This is a genomic window from Pseudoalteromonas sp. AOP31-A2-14, from assembly GCF_052378035.1.
Lineage (GTDB): Bacteria > Pseudomonadota > Gammaproteobacteria > Enterobacterales > Alteromonadaceae > Pseudoalteromonas.
In genome coordinates, this window is record NZ_JBQSXI010000002.1 from 178,761 (window position 1) to 204,962 (window position 26,202).

Sequence of the window (26,202 nt, forward strand, 5' to 3'; positions counted from 1 at the left end):
AGATATAATCTTTGACATCTTGCAGCTAACGTTAGTTTTATATGCCATTGATGACACTTCCAAAAGTAACCACCACCGATGAGAAAAAAAAGCTCTGTGTTTTATTAAGCCTATTATTAAGTGAATCCTCTTATGGCTTTAAAAACTCACCGCAACAATACGCTAATCGCTTATTTGATCATTTTAAGAAAGGTTATTCGTTTTCACCAAAAGAAGTGACAGCTATAACTCAACAATTAGCGCAAGAATCATTTATTTGGAAACGCCCTTTTGGTGATCATTATCAGCTTTCGATTGATGCGATTGTCTATGCCACGATAAGCATGTTAACCGATAATAAAGACCTTGTAGCAGTATTTTTAAAAGAGCTTGCCAACACTTACCATTTTAACAATGGTGCGCTGGTGTTTATGTTTTATCTGTTTGACTCTCAAAAACAAAAACCCAAGTCGTCATTACAGTTTAAGATAGACTTTGAAAAAGAAGTCGATTACCAATTTATAACACTGCTTGCACAATCAACATATAGCCATCAACTTTGGCAAAACTTACCAGTCCAGTGGCAACATGCCTGCGCCGAACACTTTATAAATGGCCAATTTTTTAACCTTACTGGCGATATACCATGGCCTCTAATAGCCAAAGACAACGCCTACAACATTGACAATAGTAAACTCATTTACCTTAATGAAAGCTTGGCAGTATTAAAGCAAAATAGCCATTTTGATGAACTACTACACGACAAGTCAGACCGTGCGTTAGCGCAGTTTATTGAAGTAAATCAAAATGCAATTGAGGGCGCCCCCTTAGATGCACTCGAGATACAATATAAAAATGCCTTAAAGGCTTACCGTAAAAAGTTTGGCAAAGGCTCTTACCCCGCTGAAATTACAGGACTTTTGTATACCGTCAGTTTATTCGCCGGTAATACCAGCGCAGGTATTAAACAGTTAGAAACCATCAAGCGCTGGTATAGAAAAAATTTAGGTGAGCTGAGCCACAGCCATCAAGCCATTGAATTTTTAGTAGAAAGCGAGCAAATAAGCACATTTAAAGATTATCGTTTAATTAAAATACTCGAACAATTCATAAGTAATCCTAACGCCTTAGCGCCGCTTTTTTGTTTATTATTGGCATTAATAAAAAATGCCACCGATGAGCAAATAAATAACTTAAGGGCGCATGACGCGTTACTCAATCAACTCATCGATGCTATAAAACCGCACCAACACTGGCTTGGTGAACAATGCATGTACCTAGCGCTTTGGCTAAAAGAAGATACGCCATTTCCTAGCAATGGTTTATTAACGCACTTTACCCGTGTAGCACAATGGCAACGTTGGCTTGATGATATTAGTCATCTTGAAGAGCCAAAGTCCGAACAACGAGTTACTTGGCAGCTTGACCTCACCCATTTAGATTTACCACTTATTCAAGCAAAAGTGCAGCAAATTAACGCGAAAGGCGAATGGACTAAAGGCCGAAAAACTAATATTCATGAACTCGATTACGCGCAGTACCATGAAGCGCTTACAGATGCAGACCGTAAACTTATCCAAGTGATCAGCAATCACGCAGGTTTTGGTTATAAAGAAGTGCAAGCCACCAGCGCCGTATTACAGGCATTAGTGGGGTTTGATGATTTACAAAATATTAAAGGCGATGCAATTAAGCTTATTAAAGGTGAGTTTATTATCGAAATTGCTCAAAATAGTAATGATTGCTTTGAATTAGTGATGCACCCCACCATTGACGACCTTGATGGCGACTTTATTGTTAATCATAGCCACGACAATTGTTACCAAGTATTTGCAGTTGATGAAAAACAATTAAAACTCGATGCAATGCTTGCCAACCAGCCTAATAACTTAACCGAAGAAAGGCTTCCCGCACTTAATTCCGCGCTAAAAAAACTCGCCACAGAGCACCATATAAGTAGTGAACGTACAGAGTTTGCCGATATTAACAATGTCCGCCAAGGAAGCTGTGAACTGGCGGCAGTTATTAAACTGACCCACATGGGGATTGATGTAAACTTTTATGTAATGCCGCATTCTGTCGATGGTCCTTGGCTTGAGCCTGGTGTAGGGGCTACAACCTTAGTTTATAGCGAAGATGGCACTAACAGCAGCGTTGTTAAACGTGATTTAAAAGCCGAACAACGTGCTTTTAAAAAGCTGTTAAAAAACTTGGCTGAGGTGTTCAATAATAAAAGTTATCAGCACAAAAGTACTCAACAGCAGTTCTTTTTACCAGAGGATATTAGCCAAGCCATTGAATCTCTTGAACAGGCGCACCAAGCCAAGGCATTAGTATTAAGCTGGGATGAAAACACCCAAGGTATGAAAGTTGCCAACAGCAAGCACTTATCTTTAAACCTAAATGATGACAGTGACTGGCTCAGTGTAAACGGCAATATAACTTTACCCAGTGGCGATATATACGCCTTACAAACGTTGTTAAACGCACCTCGTCGCGGCAGTATTATTGAATTTGACGAACAAAACTCTTTATTATTAGATCAGCGTTTAACTAAGTTAATTAATCGCCTTGAAGGTATGCAAAGCCAAGACAAAGACGTAAGCGATGACAAGTTACGTATTGCCAACAGCCGTGCATTGCCGCTATATCAAACCGTCGCTGATTTAGGTGATGTAAGCTATGGCGAAAGCTGGCAACAACGCTTAGCCAAATTTGACAACACCAGCGAACCTATAATACCTGTTCATTTAAAAAACACCCTGCGTGATTATCAAATTGTAGGGGTTAAGTGGCTGATGCAACTCGCAAATTGGGGCCTTAACGCCTGCCTTGCCGATGATATGGGCTTAGGCAAAACCTTACAAACACTTTGTGTCTTACAAATGCGCAGCCAATTAGGCGCAAGCTTAGTCATAGCGCCTAAATCGGTAGGCAATAATTGGCAAGTAGAAGCCGAGCGTTTTGCGCCTTCATTAACAGTTAAAAACATTGATAACGCAGCATCCTGCGCCGATGTATTAGATAATGCAAAAGCCAGTGACCTAATTGTTGTCAGCTACGGCCTATTGCCATTAATTGGCGAGCAACTTGCCGAGCACTCTTTTGCTAACATTGTGCTGGATGAAGCACAAGCCATTAAAAATCCGCTCAGCTTACGTGCAAAAGCCGCTTTTGCCTTAAATGGCCAGTTTAAAGTAGCGCTTTCTGGCACTCCGATTGAAAACCATTTAGGCGAACTTTGGAGCCTATTTAACTTTTTAATGCCGGGTTTTTTACACACTTTACCCGTATTTAAAAAGCGCTTTGGTAATGCAGATAAAAACCAACAACAAGCTGATATTCTTAAAGCATTAATAGCACCGTTTATACTGCGCCGTAAAAAACAAACAGTACTGACAGAGCTCCCTGAAAAAACAGAGATAAACCTAACCTTTGCATTAAGCGATGAAGAACAAGCACTATACGAAGCAACACGCCTAAATGCGCTTGAGCAAGCCAGTAAAGAAGACAGCCAATACATTACTATTTTAGCGTCGTTAACTAAATTGCGCCGCGCCTGTATTGCCCCACAATTATTACTTGAGCACAGTAAACTCACTTCAAGTAAACTCGATACCGCTGATTCGATTATTGAAGAATTACTTGAGAACGATCACCAAGCGCTCATATTTAGCCAATTTGTAGATGTACTTAAATTAGTAGAGCAACGCTTACAAAAGCGCAAAATTGAATATTGCTACCTTGATGGCAGCATGAGTAGTGCAAAGCGCAAACAACAAGTCGATAAATTTCAAAATGGTGATGCTCCATTGTTTTTAATTAGCCTTAAAGCCGGTGGCACAGGGCTTAATTTAACCGCCGCCGATTATGTACTGCATTTAGATCCATGGTGGAACCCAGCAGTTGAACAACAAGCATCAGACCGCGCGCACCGCTTAGGCCAAACACGCCCAGTAACGGTTTATCGCTTAATTGCACAAAACACCATTGAAGAAAAAATCCTGCAATTACACGAACACAAGCAAGCGCTTGCCGACAAAGTGTTATCGGGCAGTGGCGATGCAGGGCAACTATCAAAAGATCAGCTACTAGCGCTACTCAACCATGATTTGGACGAATAATTACAAGTCCGATTTAAGTATCTCTTTTACCCGTGGGGCAAGCGCGGGTAATACATCTTCCTCAAACCATGGGTTTTTAGTAAGCCAAATATTATTGCGAGGACTAGGATGAGGCAACGGTAAAATAGTTGGCCAATACTCACGCCACGATTTTACCAACTCAGTTAACGGTACGCTTTTACTTTCTGGTAAATGGTACGCTTGGGCATATTTACCGAGCACAATTGTCAGCTCAATATTCGGTAACGCCGCTAATAGCTGGGCTCTCCAAGCGGGCGCACATTCTTTACGCGGTGGTAAATCACCCGACTTTCCCTTACCTGGGTAGCAAAAACCCATCGGTAAAATAGCCACTTTACTAGCATCATAAAAATCATCTTCACTGAGCCCTAGCCACTGGCGTAAGCGCTTACCACTGGCGTCATTAAAAGGCTTTCCCGTTTCATGCACTTTTAAGCCAGGAGCTTGGCCAGCAATTAAAATACGTGCTGCAGAATCAAACTGCACCACCGGACGTGCGCCAAGTGGCAGCTGAGGTTCACAGATCACGAATTTACTAACTTGTTTTAATAACTGCTCAGTCACCTTTGCTCTCCTGTTCTATAGCTGGCTATCATAAAGCAATTTTAAAACGATTAAATTCAACAGCTTAAATTATTATTAATATATTTTATGATTTTAACAGCCTACTTTCTAGCCCGTCTATTTTTAGTTAATTGACGATAGCACTTACAGGCATGATCAACTAATTAATACATTATAAATTTTTTTTGCATGCAACTCATGCAAAAAAAATCATACAAAAAAAAGCAGAAACAACTATAAAATACATTACTTTCAATTACTTAGTATTTAATTACTAGCCCTATATGTTGCTAAAAGGCAAAGGGACCCGCGGGTACAGTGACTTTTATATTTTCGCAAGTGAGCTTTATTAAAAGCGAGGTTAGTAAAATAGTGATCTGAGAAAACATTAAAACTCACATTAAAAAAAATCAAAAAATAAAATACAAGCCATTGATATTTATACAAAATAAAAAGTTATTTTTATGATAAAAAGCTCAACGACATTTATTCAAACCGGGCCGATTGGCTTAGCATCTGGAGGAAATGAATCTATATATGACAGATCACTATTTTACTAACTAATATCTGTTACCTTGCAGAGTTTAAGTTGGGTTAATCTAGAGACAATTTGATCGTAGCACGAGATCTGTAACCTAGTGGACTCAGTAAAAAGTAACGAGCACTGGATTAAACCAGTGCCCAGCATTTTTTATTGAATAGAAAATTCATCAAATAATTGTACTTCTGCATCCAAGTTACTCGGGTCAAATACTGTAATGGTCAACAAATTCTGTAGAGATTCTAAGCGGCATTTTTTAATTCATTATATTTCTGATGTGGCGTCATATAATTAAGCGTAGAATGCCTACGTTTGTAATTGTAAAACTGAATATAATTGTCCACCTCACTTATAACTGAATGATGATTTATAAATGACAGGCGATTCAGTCGCTCTGTTTTTAAACTTCTAAAAAATCGCTCCATTACTGCATTATCCCAACAATTACCTCGACGACTCATACTTTGCGTTATAGTTAGTTGTGATAACCGAGCTCTAAACGAGGCCGCAGAATACTGACACCCCTGATCGGAATGAAACATCAGTTGATTAAGAACCGGCTGTTGACGCTTAATAGCATTATTCAATGCTGCTATAGCCAATTCAGCATTTGGGCTTGTTGATAAGGCATACCCTACAACTTCCCTCGTTGATAAGTCTAACACACAGGCCAAGTAGCTCCACCCTTGATGGTTCCTGATATAGGTAATATCACCGACCCAATGCGTGTTATGTGAATCAGGGTTAAACTCTCGTTTTAAGAGGTTCTGTGCGTACTTATGTTCATCACCTGAGTTAGGGTAGTAATGTTTTTTCTTCGGCCTGATGGCTTTTATATTCAACTTTTTCATCAGTGCCGCTGTTTTATATATTCCAATCGTATGATTTAACGCATTCAGTTCAACGTTCACTCTGCGTCTACCATACGTATAACCAGAATCGTCAGCGATAGATTTAATTAACTCCAGCAGTGCCTGCTCTGACTTATTTGGCGCGACGGGCGCATAGTAATAACTACTTGTACTGACTTCTAAAGCACGACACAACTCAGATACCGTATAGCTTGGGGTCGCTTTCTTCAACGCTTTAATTACTTTAAATTTTGATTGTCGCGAATGAAGAAAGCGGTGGCTTTTTTTAATATATCATTATCCCTTAAAGCTCGCTGTAGCTGCTTCTCTAGCAATTGAATACGTTGCTGTTCTGGTGTGAGTGCTTGTACATTTCCCGGGCTCTTACCATCTAGCTCAGATAGATATTGTTGCTTCCAACGTGATACTGCTGACTTTCCTGCGCCAGACATCTCTTCAATTTGCTTATTGGTATAACCTTCTTCTACCATTAATTTGGCATATTCAAGTTTTTGTTGTGCACTGAGTGTTACTTTTGATTTTCTGGTCATAGTGATACCTTTTGGGTTTAGCTCATTTTACGCTATAAACCTGTCCAGTTTCATTAGACCATTACATACATAACTTTGAACTGTACCTGTCCCGGTATCTAAGATGGAGAAAACAGAAAGCGTGTTACTTGCTACAAAAGGTAAATCAGGATAACTCTCGTTTTCCATACTCATAGGGCTAAACACATTAGGGAAGCTCATAACGCGATTTTGTGGATCACCGTTAGGCGGATAATTAGTAATTGACCAACGTGGATTTTCTGAGTTTACATCATCCCAAAAATCAGCATAACCAGAACGAACATCATCAGTATATTCGCCACTGGTGTCGACATAATAGGCCCCATACGAATTACCAACATTTGAACTTTCTAAATAATGTAAGTTACCCACTTGAGCTCGATTCCATAAATGCGAGTGGCCTATATGAACAAGATTAACTCCGTTTTCACGTAACAGAGGCTCAATGTCATTGAACCAAACATCTTCTGCTAATGGGTATTGGTAGCGCACTTCGCTTATATTCTCAAGCATGGGCTCAACGGTATCCGTCCACGTTTGAGCGCTTAGCGGAAAAGTAAATTCCGTCATACTTTGTGCACCATCGACAGTTTCAACCAACTGCATTACAGGTTCAGATAAAACCGGCACAGTATTGTCACCTAAACCAAATACTCCTTGGTGAGCCATAACCACTTTGTACTTTGAGTTTTTAAATGCCTCACTTTGCATCACGGTCTCAAGCCACGCGTATTGGTCTGAATTCTTATCAAAAGATTCAAACATAAATTCACCAAAGCCCCACTGCTGAGGGTCTTCAAGCGTACTTAACCCTTCGACAAACTTTGATTTACTATCGCCAGATACACTCCAAGAGCGCCATATTCTCGACACGTTCATTGAAATAATAAATACATCACCAAACGCTGTAGCATAATATTCTTCACCTCCAACACCGTCATTTGGAAATGAGAAAATATCTAAAAATGTTTGCTGGTTGTTAGACTGATCTGCAATCCACTGCGCTTTAACATCGGCATCATTCGTTGGGTTAACATCCTGCTTTACTTGTTCATAAGCAATTTCGGCATACCACGCTGGCTGTGGATCGTTAAACCCGCCACTTAGGCTGTACCCTTCTTTGGTAGGGTTATAGCGCCCCATCACCTCGTGATTACCAATACTGCCAAATAAAGGGGCGTTTTGCAGAATTTCACCGCCATTATAAGGAAAACCAGGTAGATACTTTTGATACTTCCCCTGTAATGCAGGGAAAAATCCGGGGGCATTATCTTTTACTTGATCAAACCATTCAGAAGCGCGGTCAGGCACATTTACAAAATCTCCAGCAAACAATACGGCATCAGGTATACCTACCGTTTCAACCACTTTTTGGTAATTTGCGGCTACATTTTTCTTTGATTGTAAATCTGAGGTCAGTAATATTTTTAACGCAGCACCTTTAGCCGGAGCCGGTGCTAATGTGAACGATTTACTTGTAAAATCAAACCCCTCACCATCTTTACTTGAAATAGAATAATCTAAACGTTCACCTTGAGTGAGTCCTTTTGCCGTAGCTTCATGGCGAAATACAGGGCGGTAAGTCAGGCTCTCATATTCTTTTTCAAATTGTGCAGATGATGCATCTTCCATCATACGTGTTAATTTTGTTGTCGTTATTTCAGAGGTTGATTCATCACCATAAAACAACGTATGTTCAGTACCTTCAAAGTTTGTAAACCAAACAACATTAACTGAATCCTCCGTTGGTAACTGTAAAAATGGATCATTGAGTAAAGCATGCTCGGGGTTAGCAGTTATCGGCACTTCGACTTCAACAGGCACTTCAACCTCTACAGGCACCTCAACTGTTTTATCATCACCGTTACAAGCAAACAGCCCTAAAGCTAAAAAAACAATACTAAATGATCGGATAACCGGGGGTATAGTTTTCATTTTTTCTCCATAAATTAGCAAATTAGCAAGCAGCAATTATCCAGCGCTACTTTCATTTTTATGAGTACGGGTTAACACTCAATAAATACAAACGAGCAAAACCTTGTGGTAATACATGCAATCCACAAACACTCAAAGAAAGTAAAATACATTTACTCATTATTTAAATGTCAAAAAAATGCTAACAAACACATAAGTCAACGGTGTTACAACTACACAAATTAAGAATAAAATATTTATTAACTATACAAAGTAAAATAATAATTCAATCAATTATGTTCACAAAAAAATATAACCTTATAAAACCCTTACCTATCATTAACTAACAATTAAGTACGATAAATTTAAAGCAAAAGGAATAGATTTGTACAACACTGTAGATAAATTACAGATGCAAATAGTAATCACTATCTTTTTTATTTATAAGATATATAATAGCGTTTATGCAATTTCAATCGCTATTTATAAAGGACCGTAATGCAAACTAACCTCCTTAGTACGGATACGCTCACGCAGCCACGCATACTCTCACCCAAAATTAAAAACAAATTATTATCAAATAGTTATAAATATAAGGTGGTTCTTCGTTTTATCGCGGCTATTGTTGGTGGCTATGTATTCACCAGCTGTTTTATATGCTTATTGGCGCTCGTACTTCCTTTAAGTAAGCTCGATGCTGTGCTAATCAGCACTACAATTTCGGTATTTGTTTATACCTGTGTATTTATTTGGTCGTTTACAGTAAAGTCATTAGCCCGCATTTGGATCACTATTTTACTAATAACTGGCCTCACCACACTGGCACTTACTTTGATTAAGAGCGGATTATGAAAGAGAGTTTTTTCCGTTCGATGACGTGGCTACATACTTGGGTTGGGCTGCTGGTATGTTGGTTATTATTTTTAATCTATTATTCAGGCACCATTAGCTTTTTTCGCGATGAGGTCACGCTTTGGTCACAGCCCGAGGCGCATCAAATAGCACATCAGTCTGAGCGTGTTGCAATGCAGCCAACACAAATAATGGCAGCTATAAAAAACTTACAAACAACGGCTCCAAATTCACCGCAGTGGCGAATTTCATTACCTGACGCGCGCAACGCACTACTAAGCTATGGCTATGCTACGCCGCGCGAAGAAGGACAGCGCAGAGCCACGTTTGAAACCACTTATTTAGATCCAAACACCAACCAGATCACTGATGTACCAAGAGAAACCAAAGGCGGTAACTTTTTTTACCGGCTTCATTTTGACTTACATTATATTGATGTGGGAACCGCTCGTTGGCTGGTTTGTTTAGCCAGCCTATTTATGTTGATTGCACTTATATCTGGTGTCGTTATTCATAAGCGTATTTTTAAAGACATGTTTAGCTTTAGGCGTAATAAAGGGAGCCGCAGTTGGCTTGATGGGCATAATATTTCTTCGGTTTTAGCTTTACCTTTTCATATAATGATCACCTACACTGGGCTTATCACTTTAATTTTTATGTTGTTTCCATACCCCGCTAATACCATGTATGAAAAAGGCTTAAGTGGTTTATTTAATGATGCTTTTCCAACAAGCATTCGCCCCGAACCATCAACAGAAAGCGCTCCTTTAATAAACATAAACACTATTTTGGATCAGGTTTATACTAAGGCTTCAAACGCTGACTTAACACGCTTAACTATTCGCGATGCTAATAAAAAATCAGCCACTGTAGCTGTTTATCTTAGTAACAAAAATAGCGTACAAGATGCCTCACCGGTATTGTTATTTAATGCAGTGAACGCCGAGCTACTATCAACATCAGGGATGAACCTAAGCGGCTCACAAGTATTTTATGACTCGATGACGGCACTGCACACCGGCCGTTTAGCAAAACCATTATTGCGCTGGTTGTATTTTTTATGTGGTATAGCCGGTTGTGCAATGATTGCCACCGGCTGCGTTATGTGGGCAAAACGCCTACGTGAGCGTATGAAAAATCAATCGCCTTCATTTGGTTTAAAGTTGGTTGAAGGGCTTAATTTAGCCACCTTAATGGGGCTACCATTGGCAACCTGCGCATTTTTTATCGCTAATAGACTACTACCGCTAACCATAACTGAACGCGCAGATAAAGAAATACTAGCGTTTTTTCTAACTTGGCTCGGTGTTTCTTTGTTTGCATTATTTAAACGCGCTAAGCGTCAATGGTTGTTCTTTGCAAGGTTAAATGCACTGGCGTGCATAAGCGTTCCTATAGTTAATGCTTTAACAACTAATGGTAATATTGTTAGTTACTTAGTTAATAATCAATGGGCACTTTTTAGCTTTGACTTGCTATGCCTGGTGTGTGGCGCTTTGTTTATTATACAAGCCAAAAAATTACGTACTCAACACCCAATAAAAAAAACAAGCAATTCACGCCACCGCGATAAAAAAGCAACACAACAGGAGCAAGAAACGTGAACGAGTTACTGCATTTTAGCCTCTGCTTGCTGGCATTTAATGGTTTTTCACTCGCAAAGTTTTCCCATTTCCGAGATGTTTTTAATCAAAAACCGGCACAATGGCAAAGTAATTGGCTCGTGGGGTTTTCTTGGATCAGTATTTTACTAAGTTTATGCCTTAGCATTGTTAAATTTGGTGCTTATGGCAGTTTGCTTTTTTGTGGCTATATGGCGCTAAGCCTTTTAATTATAATGGCTTTTTATAGTTTCAAGCGTAATTTGGTCAAGCTCATGAGTATATGCAATTTAATATTAATACTGCTTGTTGGGTTATTTTTAACCGTATATTAGGCTTAGTTAGTAAAAACGTGATCTGAAAAAAGGCAAACTAAATTAGTTTGCCTAGTAGGTGGGATACTGTGTCGTTAAATAGTTTAATGAGTAATTACTGACTCAAATCTAATATAACGTAGCTTTATTGCAAATTTATTACTCAGCTTTCGCCTAAGGAGATTTGTGCCAGTCTAACTGCATATCCCACACATATCGGTTATCGCTTTCTAGCGGAGCTTGAGACTCATCAACAGTTTCTAACACATTAGTCGCTTTGTTAATGGTTGCATCGCGGCCAAATAAATAACTTTGCTCTTTAACGATGGTTAAGTAGGCTTTGTTAAGCTTTAAAGCACGCTGTTTTGAAGGAGTGATCAGCTCGTAAAGGTTTTTAGCTTGCTGCACTTTGGCTTTATTTACGCTGCCGTCTTGGTTAAACCAGCGCATTAACATTTCTTGGTTTTGTCTAAACTCATCGCCGCCACCAACGCGCTGAAAATAAGTTAAAAACTCACCTTGTTGCTCCCCTTTATTAGGCACATCTGTCATCGCTTTTAAATTTATGTAACCCCAACCATCTCGCCCTTCAACTTTACGCGGAAACGAAAAACTTTGGTCGTACGTTGAGCCCACTGTTTTATGGCAACCATTACAAAAGGCCAACTCTTGCTCATGTTGTGGCCGCAGCTCACCCTCTTCATTTTCAATGTAACCATTAATTGTCCAGCCAAACATATTATTAATACCTTGCTCACCTAAATAACGCGTTTGCGGCAAGTTTTCAAAATGCTTTTCTTTGGCTTCTTTATAATACGATGAGGCCAATAACTGCTTTGACTTAAAGCTATGTTTTTTCATATAGCGTACTTCTTTCATACGTGGCGCATTATAAATTTGTCCATTTTCGTCCACGCCAATATAACGCACAGTATGTAAAAACTCGGTGTCTTCTGGGTATAATTGATAACTCAATTCAGTTTGGCTGGCATCGCCAACATAATGGCTTTGTTTACTGATAGCGGTTATAAGCTCAGTTAATTTTCCATCATTATTTAAATCTTTGCCAATTAAGCGCTCTGATAAGTCAGGAGTGGTAATGGTTGATAAGTCTTTTACAGCCATTTCTACTAAACTTAAATTTGCCATATACACGTCTTGATTGTATTCACCGTTAAGCTCACGAAACGGCTTACCTAAACGGATCATTACATCCCCCGTTGAGCCATTAGTTGGCCAAAACGTGCTGGGAAAAGGTTTATAATTAAATGCGACCCAATGGCTGCCATCGCTTGCAAAGCCTTGCTCATCAAAAGCACGTTCCGGGTAGGCTAAATTTTTAACCTCGGCGACTTCTCCTTGCCAGTCGGGGTTTGCTTTAAGCTTATTAATAAAGCGTGAGTAATTGTCTTGATTCACCCAACTCATAATTTGTTCATCTGAGATTTTGCCAATCAACTCAGTGCGGTCAATAAATAAGTTTTTCCAATGATTTTTTAAGCCTAAATCTGAAAACTGATAATCCCCTTGTAAGCTTCCATCGTTCATCTGATTAGGACGATTTTTATTGTTGTGGTCAGTTTGATGACACGCATAGCACGGATTATTTGTGCCCTCGGTTTTGGTATAACACTGCGGAGGAATAACCGATTCTGGGTTATATATTTCCCCGTGCTGCATATAAGCAAGTGCAGGTATGTCATCGCCCACGTTATAAGGTGCTTTTTGAGGTGGTGGCGTTATAACATCAATAACGACAGTACTTTGGATGGCGTTATCAAAACAACCATTTATTAGTGCAAGGTTCACTAATAGAAAAAGGGGAATAAAAAATTTCATTTTTATGACTCACTTTTTTAGCGCAAAAAAATGGGCAAACTTAACAAGTAAGCTTGCCCAATAGTGGTTTATTTAGATTTTGGGTCGTACATCCATAATGTGTTGTTTTCTTGAAAGCCATCTTCACCAATAATAATGCGGCCATCACGCATAACAATCACGTTATCAGGTTGAGAAAGCTGATCCACATCACAGCGCTCAGCACCATTTAGCGTTGAACGATAAGTTGCTCCCATCACCACAGGCTCAATTCGCGTTAAGCTGTAGTTGCTATCAATGTGCGCACGATAAACACCGCCACAATCTTTTACGCGACTTGAAAGCTGAATATCGCCTTCATCATCAATCATGGTGTTATCTAAATCAGCAATACCAATGTACATATACGCCTTATTAACCACTTCATCGGCAATCATATCTTGGCCGGTGATAGCTTCTAAAACACGGTCATGGTTAATGCTAATACCTTCAAGTTTACGCCACTCTGCAGTTGCCCCTTTTAAACGCGCCGCTTGGCGAGACTCTAAAAATACTGCGCGGTTATCCATAGGCTTACCTGCGGTCACAGGACTGCCGCCATCAGCTTCGATTGGGTAAGTTGCATCGCCATTTGCCCATGCTTGTACATCAGCCATCGACATATAACTGGTTTTACCCTCGACATAATCATCGCTGGTAATGTTGTCATACTCGCTAATCCAGGTTTCTATATTAGCGTTAGTACTGTTTGCAAGTTCAACCCATTCAACATCAAAGCCAGTAACTGTTGGCTCATTTAAACCGGCATCTTGGGTTAGCTTAGCGCCGTAAAGTGTACCAGCAGATAAGTCTTCAGGTTGGTCAGCAATAAATTTAAACATCACGCCGCCGGTATCATCTTGTGATGAATAAACGGTGCGTCGATCTGGCATTACCACTGAGTTTTCATGTTCGTAACGGCCAATAGTGAAATGCTTAACCACATCAGGTGTATCTGTTGTTGGGTTTCTTATCTCTGCGGTATAACCATATCGGTATGGGTTTGGAAAATCAGGAGCAGTTAGGGCTTCAATACCATCTGTAGCGGTATCCACAGGGTCATTCCACGATGCGTCAGTGGTTGAATCAACAGTTGAATTAACAATCCACTCTTCAGATGTCAGTGGTGTACCCCATGGCGACACTGAACCAAAACAATTCGCTGCGGTGCCTTTAACACCGTCAAAGTCAATCATCATAGCGTCAGTGACTGACCACGCGCCTTGCGCACTTTTTGACATTTTTAAACGGCTTACACCCCCTGGGTATGACTCCCAGTTAGTAAATAAATAGCCTTCATTTTCTCCAGATGCGATAAAGCCGTTAAAATCGGGGTTATTATTTTCAAGAATTTTTTGGTTGTTGTTAATACCATAATGAACACCTAATCCGCCTGCTAAGCCGTTATCACCTAGCTCCGAATAGGTATCACCCGTTTGCCCTAAAATCTGATACTCACCGACCGCCGAGATCACAACTTGGCGCTCAAAGTCACTTTCTGGCACCGGTGAACTAACAATATTTTTTGGTAAGTTGTTAAAATTAATTCCGCGTAAAACCCCCACAGTGCCACGATTAATCACTTTATTATTGACATTATCTGTTGCTGTATTTGTATCAGACGGATGTTGAACATTAAAAAACAAGTCACCCATTTCACTCAAAAATATACCGGTTACTTCTGCGCCTGCGGGTACAGTTGCTAAACGAGTAAGGCCTGAACCGCCATTACTTCCGTCTACGCCATTTTCTCCATCAACACCATTACTACCATCAACACCATCAGTTCCATTACTACCATCAACGCCAGGAGTGCCCACTTCCCCAACTGGCCCTGCTTGACCTTGCTCACCTTCATCACCATCACAACCTGTGAGGGCCAACGTAATCGCCGCGGCGATTAAAGAATATGCTACACGCTTCATTTTGTACTCCGGTTACTATTTATTGTTGGTTTAACGCGGACGTAGTTTGGCGAGCCGATATGACAGTGGGTTTACAAAAAAATGATATTTTAGGGAAGGCTATTTTAGGCCGATACAAATCGGCCTAAAATGATATAAAAGTGTGTAAAGGGGGTTTACATAGGGCTTTGTTTTACAAAAATCAGTTCATCTGTGTTAAAGCCTTTCGCTTTAGCTGTTTTAATAAAATCGGCTTTTCGCTCTTCACTAATTGTTGGAGTGCGCGACAACAACCATAAATAGTCTTTATCGTAACCGGTTACATAAGCATAATTATAGTTTTCTTGGTCGAGCTTAAAAACCACATACGAGCTATAAAAAGGCCCAAAAAACGACACTTTTAAGTGACCAACATCTTTGCTATCTACAAATTTGGCTTTACCTTGAGCTTCGCTCCATTGTTGCTCTTTGGTGTTGTAACCTTTATTAACCACTTTAACGCTACCATCATCATTTATAGAATAATTGGCAGTTACTTGTTCAAGGCCCTCTTCAAAAGAATGATCAAGGCGTGCAATTTCGTACCATTGCCCTTGAAAACGATCCACCGAAAAAGATTTTACTGGGGTAATACTTTCAGGTACACCTGTACAACCTGCTAATCCTGCGAAACTAAGCACACCTAAAAGCACAAATAGTTTAAATTTCATTGTATTATCCTTAAAAATAAAAGTGATGTTTAAGCTTAACCAATACGTATTATTGGCAAAAAAGTTCACTTAATACTAGTGGTTCAATAAAGCTTAGGTTAGGATCATTTTTTTACCTACTAAATAGAGCTAATAATGAAAATATGGGTTGATGCAGATGCCTGTCCGGTAGTCATTAAAGAAATTTTGTTCCGTGCTGCTGAGCGCACTCACACTGAAACAATATTAGTTGCTAACCACACTATGCGCATCCCCCCATCAAAATTTATTAGCCGCTTACAAGTGTCGTCTGGTTTTGATGTTGCCGATGACGAAATAGTTAAACGCATAGAAAAAAACGATCTTGTGATCACCGGTGATATCCCGCTTGCCTCTGAAGCTATAGATAACGGCGCGCAGGCACTAAATCCGCGAGGTGAACTTTACACCACAGAGAACATTCGTAGTCGCTTAAACGTGCGCGATTTTATGGACACAATGCGTTCAAGCGGTGTAGAAATGAGCGGTGGGCCACCGCCACTCAGTCAGAGCGACCGCCAAAAGTTTGCCAATAACCTCGACAAAATACTCGCACAAAATAAATGAATAGCCCGCTAATTGGTTTTGGCGACACGCAGCCAAAAGTGGCGGTATATATTGCTAACCGCCCACCTATGGACGAGTTTACCCAGCTTGATTTATTACAGCCTCTGGTTAATGGGCAAATTAATACCATTAACCAAGCCTGTGGTAATGGTTGGCGAAAAGTATTTAATGTGTATGCTAAAGTACTTTTTGCACTACCCAGTGAGCATTTCACGTTTGCAAAGCAAGCGACTAGCTGGCAAAACTACCGCGACACGGCGCTATTGCAATCAGCCAGTAAAACAGTTTTATTATTTAGCCCACCCAAATTAGAAGATAATAGTTGCTTACATATTATAGCCGGGCGCACCCATGCAAAAAACTTACTACAACAAGGCTTATTAAACACCCAATTGAACTGGTTAGATGACGAGTTTGCCATTGATAAAGCCAATAAACTGCTTGTTTGTCCTTACTTTGACTATCGCCAACTGAGTAATATAAAAATACTCCGCTTGAGTGAATTAGCCGCACAATGTTTTTGCTAAATAGGGTTAATAGTCAAACTATAACTTAGTTAAGCATTAAAATAGGTGATCAACCATTATCCAAAAATAGCTACGTTCAACCTCTTTATTTGGTGTTAATGAAGTCATACTCGTATTTGATTTTGTTATTCGTGTTAACGTCATCGAATGTGTAAAGGCCAGTGTTGCCGCTGTGCTTTTTGAGATTGCACAGGGTATTGATAAAAACCACTCGCCGATGAACGATGCGCATTTCGCGAACTTGCGTCAACTCAATTGGTATTTCCTGGATTTTTATAAATCGTCTAACTTTTGAAATAGTTCTGTAAAACGCAGACGTAAATGTTCATCTTCGCCTGCGCTATACTCTGACCTCACTCTATCTCGAACCGCTCGAAATCCCACGACGCCCCGAGGATCACACTTCTTCCTCAATTGAGATTAATGATGTGAACTTAAACACGATGAAACACGTCCTTGTGTAAGCATCGCTTAACGCACATCCATGCACTGCTATTACTCATCATTATCAATTTCGGGGATGAGCACGGGGGAGCAACCTCTTCATGCCCTTTGAATGTATCGTAGATGTCGATTTTTAGCGTGGAAAATCGCTTTTAAATTGCTTTACTTTCATGCAGTGAACGCTGAATTACTTGATAGCAAATCGCACGTTGTTGTTCTTGATTTAAATTTACTTGCCGCATAGAGAGAATCGTTTTCACTAGTTGCTTATGTGAAACAATTGGAAAAAGTGGCCGCTGCTTGAGTTCGACAAACCAACCAGGAAAACACAAAACAGGCAAAACTTGCGTGTTAAAACCAGTTGATCCATATAACCATTTATTCACCCAATTTGCTTGATTTTTAGCTTGTTCCAACGGCTTACTTTCAAACCAAGAGGGAAATGCTAAATGATTATTTTCAAATTTAACTTTGTAATTTTCATCGTCTTTTATTCGTTTATGTCTGCCTTTGGTTTCAATAGCAAATATCCCATTTGGCCCAACCACTAAATGATCGATATTAAAACCATCAGCTTGTATATCATGAAATACTTGATACCCGTGTGACTGTAATTCTATAAGTTCAGAAGCAACAGCCAACTCAGCATCACGCCCAAGCTTTAACTTTATTAAATGATTAGACTTAATCCAAAGCTTTCTAGCTACATAGGCTAAACCTAGCAAGATTATAATAATTAGAAAATAATTGAGATTACCGCTAGCAAATACGTCTGCAATGCCTTTAATTGCAAAGGGCATTGTTACAATAAGCGTTGCTAAAAATATTAAACCAATAAGCTCAACTATTTTTTCATTCACTTGTTCATTGAGTGTTTGAGCCGCAACTCGCTTTAATTTATTGCGCTCAATAGGAAGTTTAGCATTGCTTTGGTGTGACCAAATACGAAAAAACAACACGCCAATTAAAGAATAAACGCATGCAATAATAACTAAAAGGCTTAAACCTTGGTTTAATAAATCATCCATGATGAGTTCCTGTAATAACAACTCATTCTTTATACATTAAAAATAGATACATGTCGCACTTGTAGTAGCCAAGATGATTTAAATATTTACCTCAATCCCTACCGTCAAGATTGTATCTCATAGTCATATTTCCTAGAAAGGTTAGTGATCAGCAGACCACCAATTGCACCAATACCCATAGCTGTAATAGTTTTATCACTTCCCTGAGAAAGGCTGTATAGGCCAGCAATGATAGATCCTATTGCAACACCTGTCACTTGAGAGCTTGTTGGTTTTAAATCTTTAATTGAAGAAACCAAATGTTCACAGTTAAAATTAAATAGTTGATATTTTTTACCCTTTTGAACTAACTCTAGTGCTCTTTTTATAAATTCTTCTTTGTCTGGTTCTGGCAAGTTAGTAGAAATAACCTTAATAACTTTACCTTCTCCATATTTTGCTAACGAACATATCTCTACTCCAGAAGGAGAGTTATGTAAAACAGCATCATCCCCAACAACAACACCTGCATGCTGTACCAACAATTTACTTCGATACAGGATATCTCCAACTTTAAAACTATGCATATAAACCTCTTTAAGTTAAAATGAAAAAAATAACGACATTAAATGCGTTAAACGTATATACTGTCGTTAAAGTAATATACCGCTTTTTTTTCTTTGTGCAACTCTTAAATTTAGTTAAGGATATATTTATGAATGATAAATTAACTTCTTTCTCATCCGTTTTGGGTGTGGTGATAGCAAATAAAAGAAAGGAATTAGGTATTGAACAAACAGACTTATCTAAAGCATTAGGACTAACACAAGCTAGTTACAGCCGGTTGGAATCAGGTAAGTCGACATTTTCTGTCGATCAGATGTTTATTTGTTCTAAAGCGATGAATGTGAGCGTATTAGACATAATTTCTGCTGTTGAGAAAACAGTTAAAAACTTAGAAAGGAATCAAGTTGTACAAGTAAAAATGCCCCCAAGAGGCAATGCAAAAAATGCAGAATCTGATTTAGGTGCGTTTGTTGCTGGGGCAGCATTAACAGCATTGCTCATTGGGCTCGCAGCGAAATAAATACTACTTTTAAACAGATGTCGCGTTGGCGACGGCAACCAAGGGGCGCATAGCGCCGTACGCCCCTTGGAACCCCACGACGCCCCGAGGATCAAACTGTTTCCTCAATTTAAATTAATGATATGAACATAACCAGCGTAGATAGGCCATCCGTGGCCAAGCTACGCTTTTTAACAGCATCCATGCTGTAAATTACTCATCATTAATTCAATTTCGGGTGTGATCACGGGGGTTTACCTTGGCATCGGTCTTTAATTCATAACTGTTAGCTGCTATTTTGGGCAGTTGTTCAACTTTTTCTATATAAAACTTTATAGGATATAGAAGGCCTGGTATGATTCTCTGTCTTTTTATTTTGTAGTTGCTTAGTTAGTTATGGAAAACGGTGAGATTCTTGTCATTGATTTATTTGCAGGCCCTGGCGGCCTTGGTGAAGGGATTTCCGCAGCTAAAACAGATGACGGTAAAACACCTTTTCAAATAGGTATTTCTGTTGAGAAAGATACTAATGCACATCAAACATTAACAACTCGCGCTTTTTTTCGTTTACTCAAAAACAAGTCTCAGCCGTTAGATAATTACTATGATTACCTACATGGAAAAATTACACGTGATGAGTTATTTGAGCTTCACCCCGATATTGCATTCGAAGCCAATCTAGAAACATTAAACGGCGCAAAAGAGCTTGGTAAAGACAATGAGCTTATACACAAGCGTATAAATGAACTCGTAAAACAACACAAGGGTCCAAAAGTCCTAATCGGTGGTCCACCATGCCAAGCATATTCACTTGCAGGGCGCTCTCGTAACGCTGGTAATAAAAGTTACGTAGCAGAAGCTGATACTCGCCATTTTTTATATAAAGAATATTTACAGGTAATAAGCCTAGCTAAACCAGATATTTTTGTAATGGAGAATGTTCGCGGAATTCTCACTGCAAAAGTGAACGGCCAAGTAATGTTCCCGCAAATATTGGAAGACTTGCGTAACCCAGGCTCCGTAACTAAGCAAAAGAAGATTCCAAAATATAAAATCTATTCATTAGTGGTTGATGCCGAGAACCCGGAAAACCCACAATACAAAGACTCTGCCGATTTCCTAATTCGCTGTGAGCAATACGGAATACCTCAAGCAAGGCATCGTGTGATTTTACTGGGTGTGCGTGAGGATATTAAAGCCACTCCAGAAACATTAAGCGTATGCGAACATCAAGTTACTGTAAAACAAGCTATTGATGATTTACCTAATTTACGCAGTGGCTTTTCAAAGCAAAAAGACAATGCAAAAGATTGGGAAACAGCTGTTACTAAAAATGCAGCTAAGTTAAAGCGGATTCTGAAAAAACAATTTGACTCAGAATCAGCCAATAGCTTAAGTCTCAAGCCAAAAATCGGTTTGTCTAGAATAGAAACTGCATTAAGCGACAAAACTCCAGCTATTCCTGAATCACTGAAAGCTTGGTATATAGACCCTTACTTAAACGTAGTGCTAAACCATGAAACCAGAGGGCACATGGTTGATGATTTACTTCGATACGCATACTGTGCTGCATATGCTCAAATTGAAGGTTCATCACCTAAATCACGTCACTTCCCTAAAGAGTTAGCACCTGCCCATGCAAACTGGGATACAGGAACCCACTCAGATCGTTTTCGTGTTCAAGTAGCTAATAGGTATGCTACGACTGTAACAAGCCATATTTCAAAAGATGGTCACTACTTCGTACATTACGATCCGCAACAATGTAGAAGCTTAAGTGTTCGCGAAGCCGCTCGCTTACAAACCTTTCCAGACAACTATATTTTTGAAGGAACGAGAACGAATCAGTATGTGCAGGTAGGTAATGCTGTGCCGCCATATTTAGCACAGCAGATTGGACAGATCATATTAACATTAATTTAATCAAAAAAGCTAACTACCTCTTATATTATAAATCAGCCTACGTATAATTTTGATATTAGTGACATGTTAAGCCTTTAATTAAAGTGATCTGAACCATCATTAGTGGACACTTCGTTAAGCGACATTTAGTTGTTCAAATTTCTCGGGGCTTAAATAGCCTAACGCACTATGCCTTCTCTTTTTGTTGTAATCAATTTCTATATATTCAAATACATGCTGCCTCATGGTTTCTCGGTTCATAATAGGCTCATATTGGATGGCTTCGACCTTGAGTGAATGGAAGAAGCTTTCCACACACGCATTATCCCAGCAGTTGCCTTTACGACTCATACTTTGCATTAAATGATGTTCGCTTAATAAATCACGATAAGCATGGGAAGCATATTGGCTGCCTCTATCACTATGTACAATGACATCTTTAGGTCTACCTCGGCGCCAGATAGCCATTTGCAGGGCGTCACACACCAAAGATGATGTCATGCGTGTACTCATTGACCAACCAATCACTGAGCGCGAGTACAGGTCGATAACCCTCTCTGTCAGACTAGTTGTCGCGCTTAATATTCAACCATTAAACAGAGGGCGTGGAGTAACAATGAAACATTATTCAGCGCAAAGCAAAGAGTCGGCTCTTCAGAAGATGATGCCTCCAAATAATATAGCAATAGCCCAATTATCAATCGAGATGGGGATTGGTGAATCAACCTTGTATAATTGGCGAAAACAAGCAATTGATAAGGGGCATTTAGTGCCAGGTGATGGAAAGAATGCTGAGCAGTGGTCATCAGCAAATAAATTCTCAGTCGTGTTGGAAACAGCCTCTTTAAATCAAGCTGAGTTAGCGGAATATTGCCGAGGCAAAGGTCTTTATGTGGAACAAGTATCGGCTTGGCGAAATGCGTGTATAGATGCAAACGCTAACGTTAAAGAGCAAGAAAAAGCCTTCTCCACCGAAACAAAGAAAGATAAAAAACAGATCAATCAATTAGAAAAGGAGCTACGTCGAAAAGATAAGGCACTCGCTGAAACCGCAGCACTATTGGTGTTAAGAAAAAAAGCAAATGCGATCTGGGGGGAAGCCGAGGACGAATGATCCTCGACTCAGCTCGCATTCAAGCAGTTAAACTAGTTAATGAAGCTGTGAGTTCTGGTGCGCCAAAGTTTAAAGCTTGCCGTGAACTTGGGATCAGTGTCCGGACGTATCAACGTTGGACTGTTGACGGGAACATAAAAACAGATGGTAGACCAATATCTCAGCGCCCTGAGCCAAAAAATAAGCTATCAAAAGCAGAGAGAGATAACATATTAGCCATCGTATCTAGCGTCAATTAACTTGGCCGGTTCCGCGTCAATTATCTTGGCCGGTTGACACCGAATTTTATTTGCTCTTATTGAGCGCTGTTTTGCGTCGGTAACTTTCACCTTCGCAATGAATAATCGTTGCATGATGAACCAAGCGATCTATTGCCGCTACAGTCATCGTTGAATCATCAAATAGTTCATCCCATTGTTCGAATGATTTGTTTGATGTGATGATCATGCTGTGTCGCTCATAGCGATGGGCTATCAATTCAAACAGCACGCTCGTTTCCTGTTCCGTTTTTCGTACGTAACCAACGTCATCAACGATTAATAAGCTGTATTTATCGAGCTTTACAAGTTCGTCTTGCAAGCGTAAATGTCGCTTTGCTTGCTGGAGTTGTTGAACAATCGCTGACGCGGCAACAAACTTAACTTTATGGCCCTGCTCGATAAGGCCATAACCGATACTACTGGCGATATGCGTTTTACCAAGACCACTGGCGCCAAATAGCAATATATTGCCACCGTGCTTCAACCAATCCGGCTGATTTATTAAATCAGCAACAAGGGGCTTACTAACCCCATCAACAAGGGTAAAGTCGAAGCTGCTAAGGTGTTTACCCACGGGCAATTTTGCATCTTTTAAAAGCCGCTGAAGGCGTTTATCATCGCGTGTCGCAAGTTCAATATGGCACAGCTCAGATAAGTATTGCTGTGGGCTCCATTGTTCTTCTATCGCTTTTTTGCCCAGGGTATTCCACTGTTGAAGCATGGTGCTAAGCTTTAATTGTTTCAGCATTAAAGGTAACGAGGCCGTGAAGTTATCCATGTAGACCTCCCGGTATCATGCTGCTATAAGCGCTCAAGCTGTGTTGCTTTATTGTTATTGTGGGTATGTTTGATGCAATCACTAAAAATTGCGCTTCACATTCTCGGATGGCCGGTAATTGTCGCTGAGTAATTGACGCTGCTACAAATCGTCCTAATTGACGTTCGCACCCACTTTGTTTTGCTAAATGGAGCAGTTTTACCATGTAATAGCTCGCTTCATCCGCTAAAAGGTGGGCATTAACGTATTCCCAAATAGCTTTGTAATTGTCGCTTGGAAGTAAGTCGTCACGTAGTTGTGAGTAGCGAAATGCCAATGGTTTTTTAACCAGTGCGTCAATAACATGCAAGTAACTAATATTACGTGCACGGCATCCTTTAGAAGCATAGACACGCGCTAACGTTTGAACTAAATCGCTGCCATAGTGCAGCTCTAAACGGTTGTCATATAAACGAACCAGTAATCGGCTACCAATAAGGCGTGACGGGACGCTATAGGTAACACGTTTCAATGAAATAGTACTCGTACGTGACACCGTTAGATAATGCTCGGTGTAATTGACGCTCATCGTCCGTGGTAAAGCATGTAATTGTCGCTGCTCTACTGCGTATTTATCACTTACACGGCGATTACGGCGAGCTACAATGTCGGCAACAAACGATTCATAGACTTCTCTTGTCTGAAAGTCATAACTACCACGGATTTTTAATGCTTGCTCCAGTTGCGATTTAAGATGCCCATGAGGGCTCTCAATAGCCCCATTTTCATGCGCAATACCGCGGTTATTGCGGGTCGCTTTAAAGCCATAATGGGTGACTAATTCATTAAAGCGCTCTGTAAAATCGTTATCATTAGTGTGATTACGATAGGCGGCACTCAGACTGTCTGTACGCACTTCTTTAGGCACACCGCCGGCTGCTTTAAATGCGTTTTGCACGCCATCAGAAAAAGCAGCAAAGCTTTCACCGCCGTAGATCACTTGGGCGTAAGCCCAGCCACTGGCGGGCATACGATAATGAAACAACATATGCTTTAAGGGTTCACTAGCAATGGTAACGGGTGACTTCACATGTGTAAAATCACACATACCTAATAGGCCATACCCCTCTCTGTCAGACTAGTTGTCGCGCTTAATATTCAACCATTAAACAGAGGGCGTGGAGTAACAATGAAACATTATTCAGCGCAAAGCAAAGAGTCGGCTCTTCAGAAGATGATGCCTCCAAATAATATAGCAATAGCCCAATTATCAATCGAGATGGGGATTGGTGAATCAACCTTGTATAATTGGCGAAAACAAGCAATTGATAAGGGGCATTTAGTGCCAGGTGATGGAAAGAATGCTGAGCAGTGGTCATCAGCAAATAAATTCTCAGTCGTGTTGGAAACAGCCTCTTTAAATCAAGCTGAGTTAGCGGAATATTGCCGAGGCAAAGGTCTTTATGTGGAACAAGTATCGGCTTGGCGAAATGCGTGTATAGATGCAAACGCTAACGTTAAAGAGCAAGAAAAAGCCTTCTCCACCGAAACAAAGAAAGATAAAAAACAGATCAATCAATTAGAAAAGGAGCTACGTCGAAAAGATAAGGCACTCGCTGAAACCGCAGCACTATTGGTGTTAAGAAAAAAAGCAAATGCGATCTGGGGGGAAGCCGAGGACGAATGATCCTCGACTCAGCTCGCATTCAAGCAGTTAAACTAGTTAATGAAGCTGTGAGTTCTGGTGCGCCAAAGTTTAAAGCTTGCCGTGAACTTGGGATCAGTGTCCGGACGTATCAACGTTGGACTGTTGACGGGAACATAAAAACAGATGGTAGACCAATATCTCAGCGCCCTGAGCCAAAAAATAAGCTATCAAAAGCAGAGAGAGATAACATATTAGCCATCGTTAATAGCGATGATTTTAAGAGCTTACCACCAAGCCAAATCGTCCCTACATTAGCAGATGAGGGTATTTATCTTGCTTCTGAATCAACATATTATCGTGTTCTTCATGAAGAAAAACAGCAAAACGCTCGCGGACGTAGTCAGATAAAAGAGAGAAAAGTACCGACGACACACTGTGCTACAGGGCCAAACCAAGTGTGGTGTTGGGATATTACTTGGTTACCAGGCCCCGCTAAAGGGCTGCATTTTTATTTATATTTGATACTCGATATATTTAGTCGAAAGATTGTTGGATGGGAAATTCATGATGACGAATCAGCAGAAAATGCATCAATATTAATTAAGAAAGCTCATTTAAAAGAAGGAGTTAAAGATAATCCTCTGGTACTGCATTCGGATAATGGAAGCCCAATGAAAGGCTCATCAATGCTTGAAACACTTTATAGTTTAGGTGTCGTGTCGTCTTTTAATCGTCCTAGGGTGAGCAATGATAATGCTTATGCTGAGTCGATATTTAAAACGTGTAAATATCGCCCTGACTATCCGTATAAAGGGTTTTCAACAATTGATGAGGCGCGTAGTTGGGTGTTGAAATTTAGCCACTGGTATAATTTTAACCACAAACATAGTGGCATCAAATACGTCAGCCCACATCAAAGGCATTCAGGATTAGCGGGTGACATATTGGCTAATAGAAAAGAAGTTTATCAAGGTGCTAAAGATGCTCACCCTGAGCGCTGGAGCGGTAATATCCGTAATTGGGATTTACCAAAAGAAGTGTACTTAAACCCTCCTAAATTCGGATAATAAGTGCAATTTCTCAGATTA

At 40.0% G+C, this 26,202-nt stretch carries 21 protein-coding genes and 1 pseudogene; 11 read left to right on the forward strand and 11 right to left on the reverse strand.

Annotated features, from left to right (window positions below):
• Nucleotides 1-50: 50 nt before the first annotated feature.
• A complete protein-coding gene (locus tag ACT3S9_RS16675; protein WP_441834399.1) occupies nucleotides 51-4,103 on the forward strand; it encodes an SNF2-related protein in 4,053 nt (1,350 codons plus the stop codon).
• Here the strand turns inward: ACT3S9_RS16675 and ACT3S9_RS16680 are convergent, their stop codons facing one another.
• From ACT3S9_RS16680 to ACT3S9_RS16690, 3 genes are all read right to left on the reverse strand, one after another.
• Complete coding sequence (locus ACT3S9_RS16680) at nucleotides 4,104-4,688, reverse strand: uracil-DNA glycosylase family protein (RefSeq protein ID WP_441993448.1); 585 nt, start codon at nucleotides 4,686-4,688, stop codon at nucleotides 4,104-4,106. It lies immediately after the preceding gene.
• A gap of 783 nt (nucleotides 4,689-5,471) precedes the next feature.
• Nucleotides 5,472-6,631 (reverse strand): IS3 family transposase gene (locus ACT3S9_RS16685; protein ID WP_086962489.1). Its coding sequence is split into 2 segments (ribosomal slippage): nucleotides 5,472-6,358 and nucleotides 6,358-6,631, totalling 1,161 coding nucleotides; the frame shifts between segments, so codons are not numbered across the junction.
• Nucleotides 6,632-6,658: 27 nt separating this feature from the next.
• Nucleotides 6,659-8,587 (reverse strand): metallophosphoesterase, encoded by a 1,929-nt coding sequence (locus ACT3S9_RS16690; protein WP_441992961.1) that lies wholly within the window; start codon nucleotides 8,585-8,587, stop codon nucleotides 6,659-6,661.
• Nucleotides 8,588-9,064: 477 nt separating this feature from the next.
• Here ACT3S9_RS16690 and ACT3S9_RS16695 point away from each other — a divergent pair, with 477 nt between their 5' ends.
• From ACT3S9_RS16695 to ACT3S9_RS16705, 3 genes are read left to right on the forward strand one after another with little or no spacing between them, the layout of a single operon-like run.
• The gene (locus tag ACT3S9_RS16695) at nucleotides 9,065-9,418 is read left to right on the forward strand and encodes a hypothetical protein (protein ID WP_441992962.1); all 354 of its coding nucleotides are present in this window, start codon (nucleotides 9,065-9,067) and stop codon (nucleotides 9,416-9,418) included.
• Nucleotides 9,415-11,022, forward strand: coding sequence for a PepSY-associated TM helix domain-containing protein (locus ACT3S9_RS16700; protein WP_441992963.1), 1,608 nt, complete (start codon nucleotides 9,415-9,417; stop codon nucleotides 11,020-11,022). Before ACT3S9_RS16695 ends, ACT3S9_RS16700 begins: the two co-directional genes overlap by 4 nt.
• Entirely contained in the window at nucleotides 11,019-11,354 is a 336-nt protein-coding gene (locus ACT3S9_RS16705; RefSeq protein WP_441992964.1) for a DUF3325 family protein, read from the forward strand. Before ACT3S9_RS16700 ends, ACT3S9_RS16705 begins: the two co-directional genes overlap by 4 nt.
• Nucleotides 11,355-11,507: 153 nt before the next feature.
• Here ACT3S9_RS16705 and ACT3S9_RS16710 read toward each other — a convergent pair whose 3' ends face one another.
• The 3 genes from ACT3S9_RS16710 to ACT3S9_RS16720 all read right to left on the reverse strand — a co-directional run bounded on the left by ACT3S9_RS16710 (nucleotide 11,508) and on the right by ACT3S9_RS16720 (nucleotide 15,804).
• Complete coding sequence (locus ACT3S9_RS16710; protein WP_441992965.1) at nucleotides 11,508-13,172, reverse strand: hypothetical protein; 1,665 nt, start codon at nucleotides 13,170-13,172, stop codon at nucleotides 11,508-11,510.
• A gap of 68 nt (nucleotides 13,173-13,240) precedes the next feature.
• On the reverse strand, nucleotides 13,241-15,115 hold the full coding sequence (locus ACT3S9_RS16715) for an alkaline phosphatase PhoX (protein ID WP_441992966.1): 1,875 nt from the start codon (nucleotides 15,113-15,115) through the stop codon (nucleotides 13,241-13,243).
• A 155-nt stretch (nucleotides 15,116-15,270) separates the two neighbouring features.
• Nucleotides 15,271-15,804 (reverse strand): lipocalin family protein, encoded by a 534-nt coding sequence (locus ACT3S9_RS16720; RefSeq protein WP_441836163.1) that lies wholly within the window; start codon nucleotides 15,802-15,804, stop codon nucleotides 15,271-15,273.
• 135 nt (nucleotides 15,805-15,939) lie between these two features.
• Between ACT3S9_RS16720 and ACT3S9_RS16725 the strand changes: the two genes are divergently transcribed.
• Together ACT3S9_RS16725 and ACT3S9_RS16730 are read left to right on the forward strand one after the other, a co-directional pair.
• A complete protein-coding gene (locus ACT3S9_RS16725; RefSeq protein ID WP_441992967.1) occupies nucleotides 15,940-16,389 on the forward strand; it encodes a YaiI/YqxD family protein in 450 nt (149 codons plus the stop codon).
• Entirely contained in the window at nucleotides 16,386-16,916 is a 531-nt protein-coding gene (locus ACT3S9_RS16730; RefSeq protein ID WP_441836165.1) for a DUF6942 family protein, read from the forward strand. The genes ACT3S9_RS16725 and ACT3S9_RS16730 overlap by 4 nt, the downstream gene beginning before the upstream one ends.
• Nucleotides 16,917-17,512: 596 nt before the next feature.
• Here ACT3S9_RS16730 and ACT3S9_RS16735 read toward each other — a convergent pair.
• Nucleotides 17,513-18,388, reverse strand: coding sequence for a nuclease-related domain-containing protein (locus tag ACT3S9_RS16735; protein WP_441992968.1), 876 nt, complete (start codon nucleotides 18,386-18,388; stop codon nucleotides 17,513-17,515).
• Between the two features lie 104 nt (nucleotides 18,389-18,492).
• Complete coding sequence (locus ACT3S9_RS16740; protein WP_441992969.1) at nucleotides 18,493-18,954, reverse strand: hypothetical protein; 462 nt, start codon at nucleotides 18,952-18,954, stop codon at nucleotides 18,493-18,495.
• Between the two features lie 128 nt (nucleotides 18,955-19,082).
• Here ACT3S9_RS16740 and ACT3S9_RS16745 point away from each other — a divergent pair, with 128 nt between their 5' ends.
• The gene (locus ACT3S9_RS16745) at nucleotides 19,083-19,454 is read left to right on the forward strand and encodes a helix-turn-helix domain-containing protein (protein ID WP_441992970.1); all 372 of its coding nucleotides are present in this window, start codon (nucleotides 19,083-19,085) and stop codon (nucleotides 19,452-19,454) included.
• Between the two features lie 375 nt (nucleotides 19,455-19,829).
• The gene (locus ACT3S9_RS16750) at nucleotides 19,830-21,356 is read left to right on the forward strand and encodes a DNA cytosine methyltransferase (protein WP_441992971.1); all 1,527 of its coding nucleotides are present in this window, start codon (nucleotides 19,830-19,832) and stop codon (nucleotides 21,354-21,356) included.
• Nucleotides 21,357-21,470: 114 nt separating this feature from the next.
• Here ACT3S9_RS16750 and ACT3S9_RS16755 read toward each other — a convergent pair.
• Nucleotides 21,471-21,887: pseudogene (locus ACT3S9_RS16755) on the reverse strand (IS3 family transposase); the annotation flags it as partial.
• A gap of 64 nt (nucleotides 21,888-21,951) precedes the next feature.
• Between ACT3S9_RS16755 and ACT3S9_RS16760 the strand changes: the two are divergent.
• Together ACT3S9_RS16760 and ACT3S9_RS16765 are read left to right on the forward strand one after the other, a co-directional pair.
• Entirely contained in the window at nucleotides 21,952-22,449 is a 498-nt protein-coding gene (locus ACT3S9_RS16760; RefSeq protein WP_110957785.1) for a hypothetical protein, read from the forward strand.
• Nucleotides 22,446-22,688 carry a helix-turn-helix domain-containing protein gene (locus ACT3S9_RS16765; RefSeq protein ID WP_444751125.1) on the forward strand — a complete coding sequence of 81 codons (243 nt, stop codon included), beginning with the start codon at nucleotides 22,446-22,448 and terminating at the stop codon, nucleotides 22,686-22,688. The genes ACT3S9_RS16760 and ACT3S9_RS16765 overlap by 4 nt, the downstream gene beginning before the upstream one ends.
• Nucleotides 22,689-22,734: 46 nt before the next feature.
• Here ACT3S9_RS16765 and istB read toward each other — a convergent pair whose 3' ends face one another.
• The gene (istB, locus tag ACT3S9_RS16770; protein ID WP_208835222.1) at nucleotides 22,735-23,487 is read right to left on the reverse strand and encodes an IS21-like element helper ATPase IstB; all 753 of its coding nucleotides are present in this window, start codon (nucleotides 23,485-23,487) and stop codon (nucleotides 22,735-22,737) included.
• Nucleotides 23,480-24,574, reverse strand: coding sequence for a Mu transposase domain-containing protein (locus ACT3S9_RS16775; RefSeq protein ID WP_444751126.1), 1,095 nt, complete (start codon nucleotides 24,572-24,574; stop codon nucleotides 23,480-23,482). Before ACT3S9_RS16775 ends, istB begins: the two co-directional genes overlap by 8 nt.
• A gap of 81 nt (nucleotides 24,575-24,655) precedes the next feature.
• Between ACT3S9_RS16775 and ACT3S9_RS16780 the strand changes: the two genes are divergently transcribed.
• Nucleotides 24,656-26,181 (forward strand): IS3 family transposase gene (locus tag ACT3S9_RS16780; protein ID WP_444751127.1). Its coding sequence is split into 2 segments (ribosomal slippage): nucleotides 24,656-25,121 and nucleotides 25,121-26,181, totalling 1,527 coding nucleotides; the frame shifts between segments, so codons are not numbered across the junction.
• Nucleotides 26,182-26,202 lie beyond the last annotated feature (21 nt).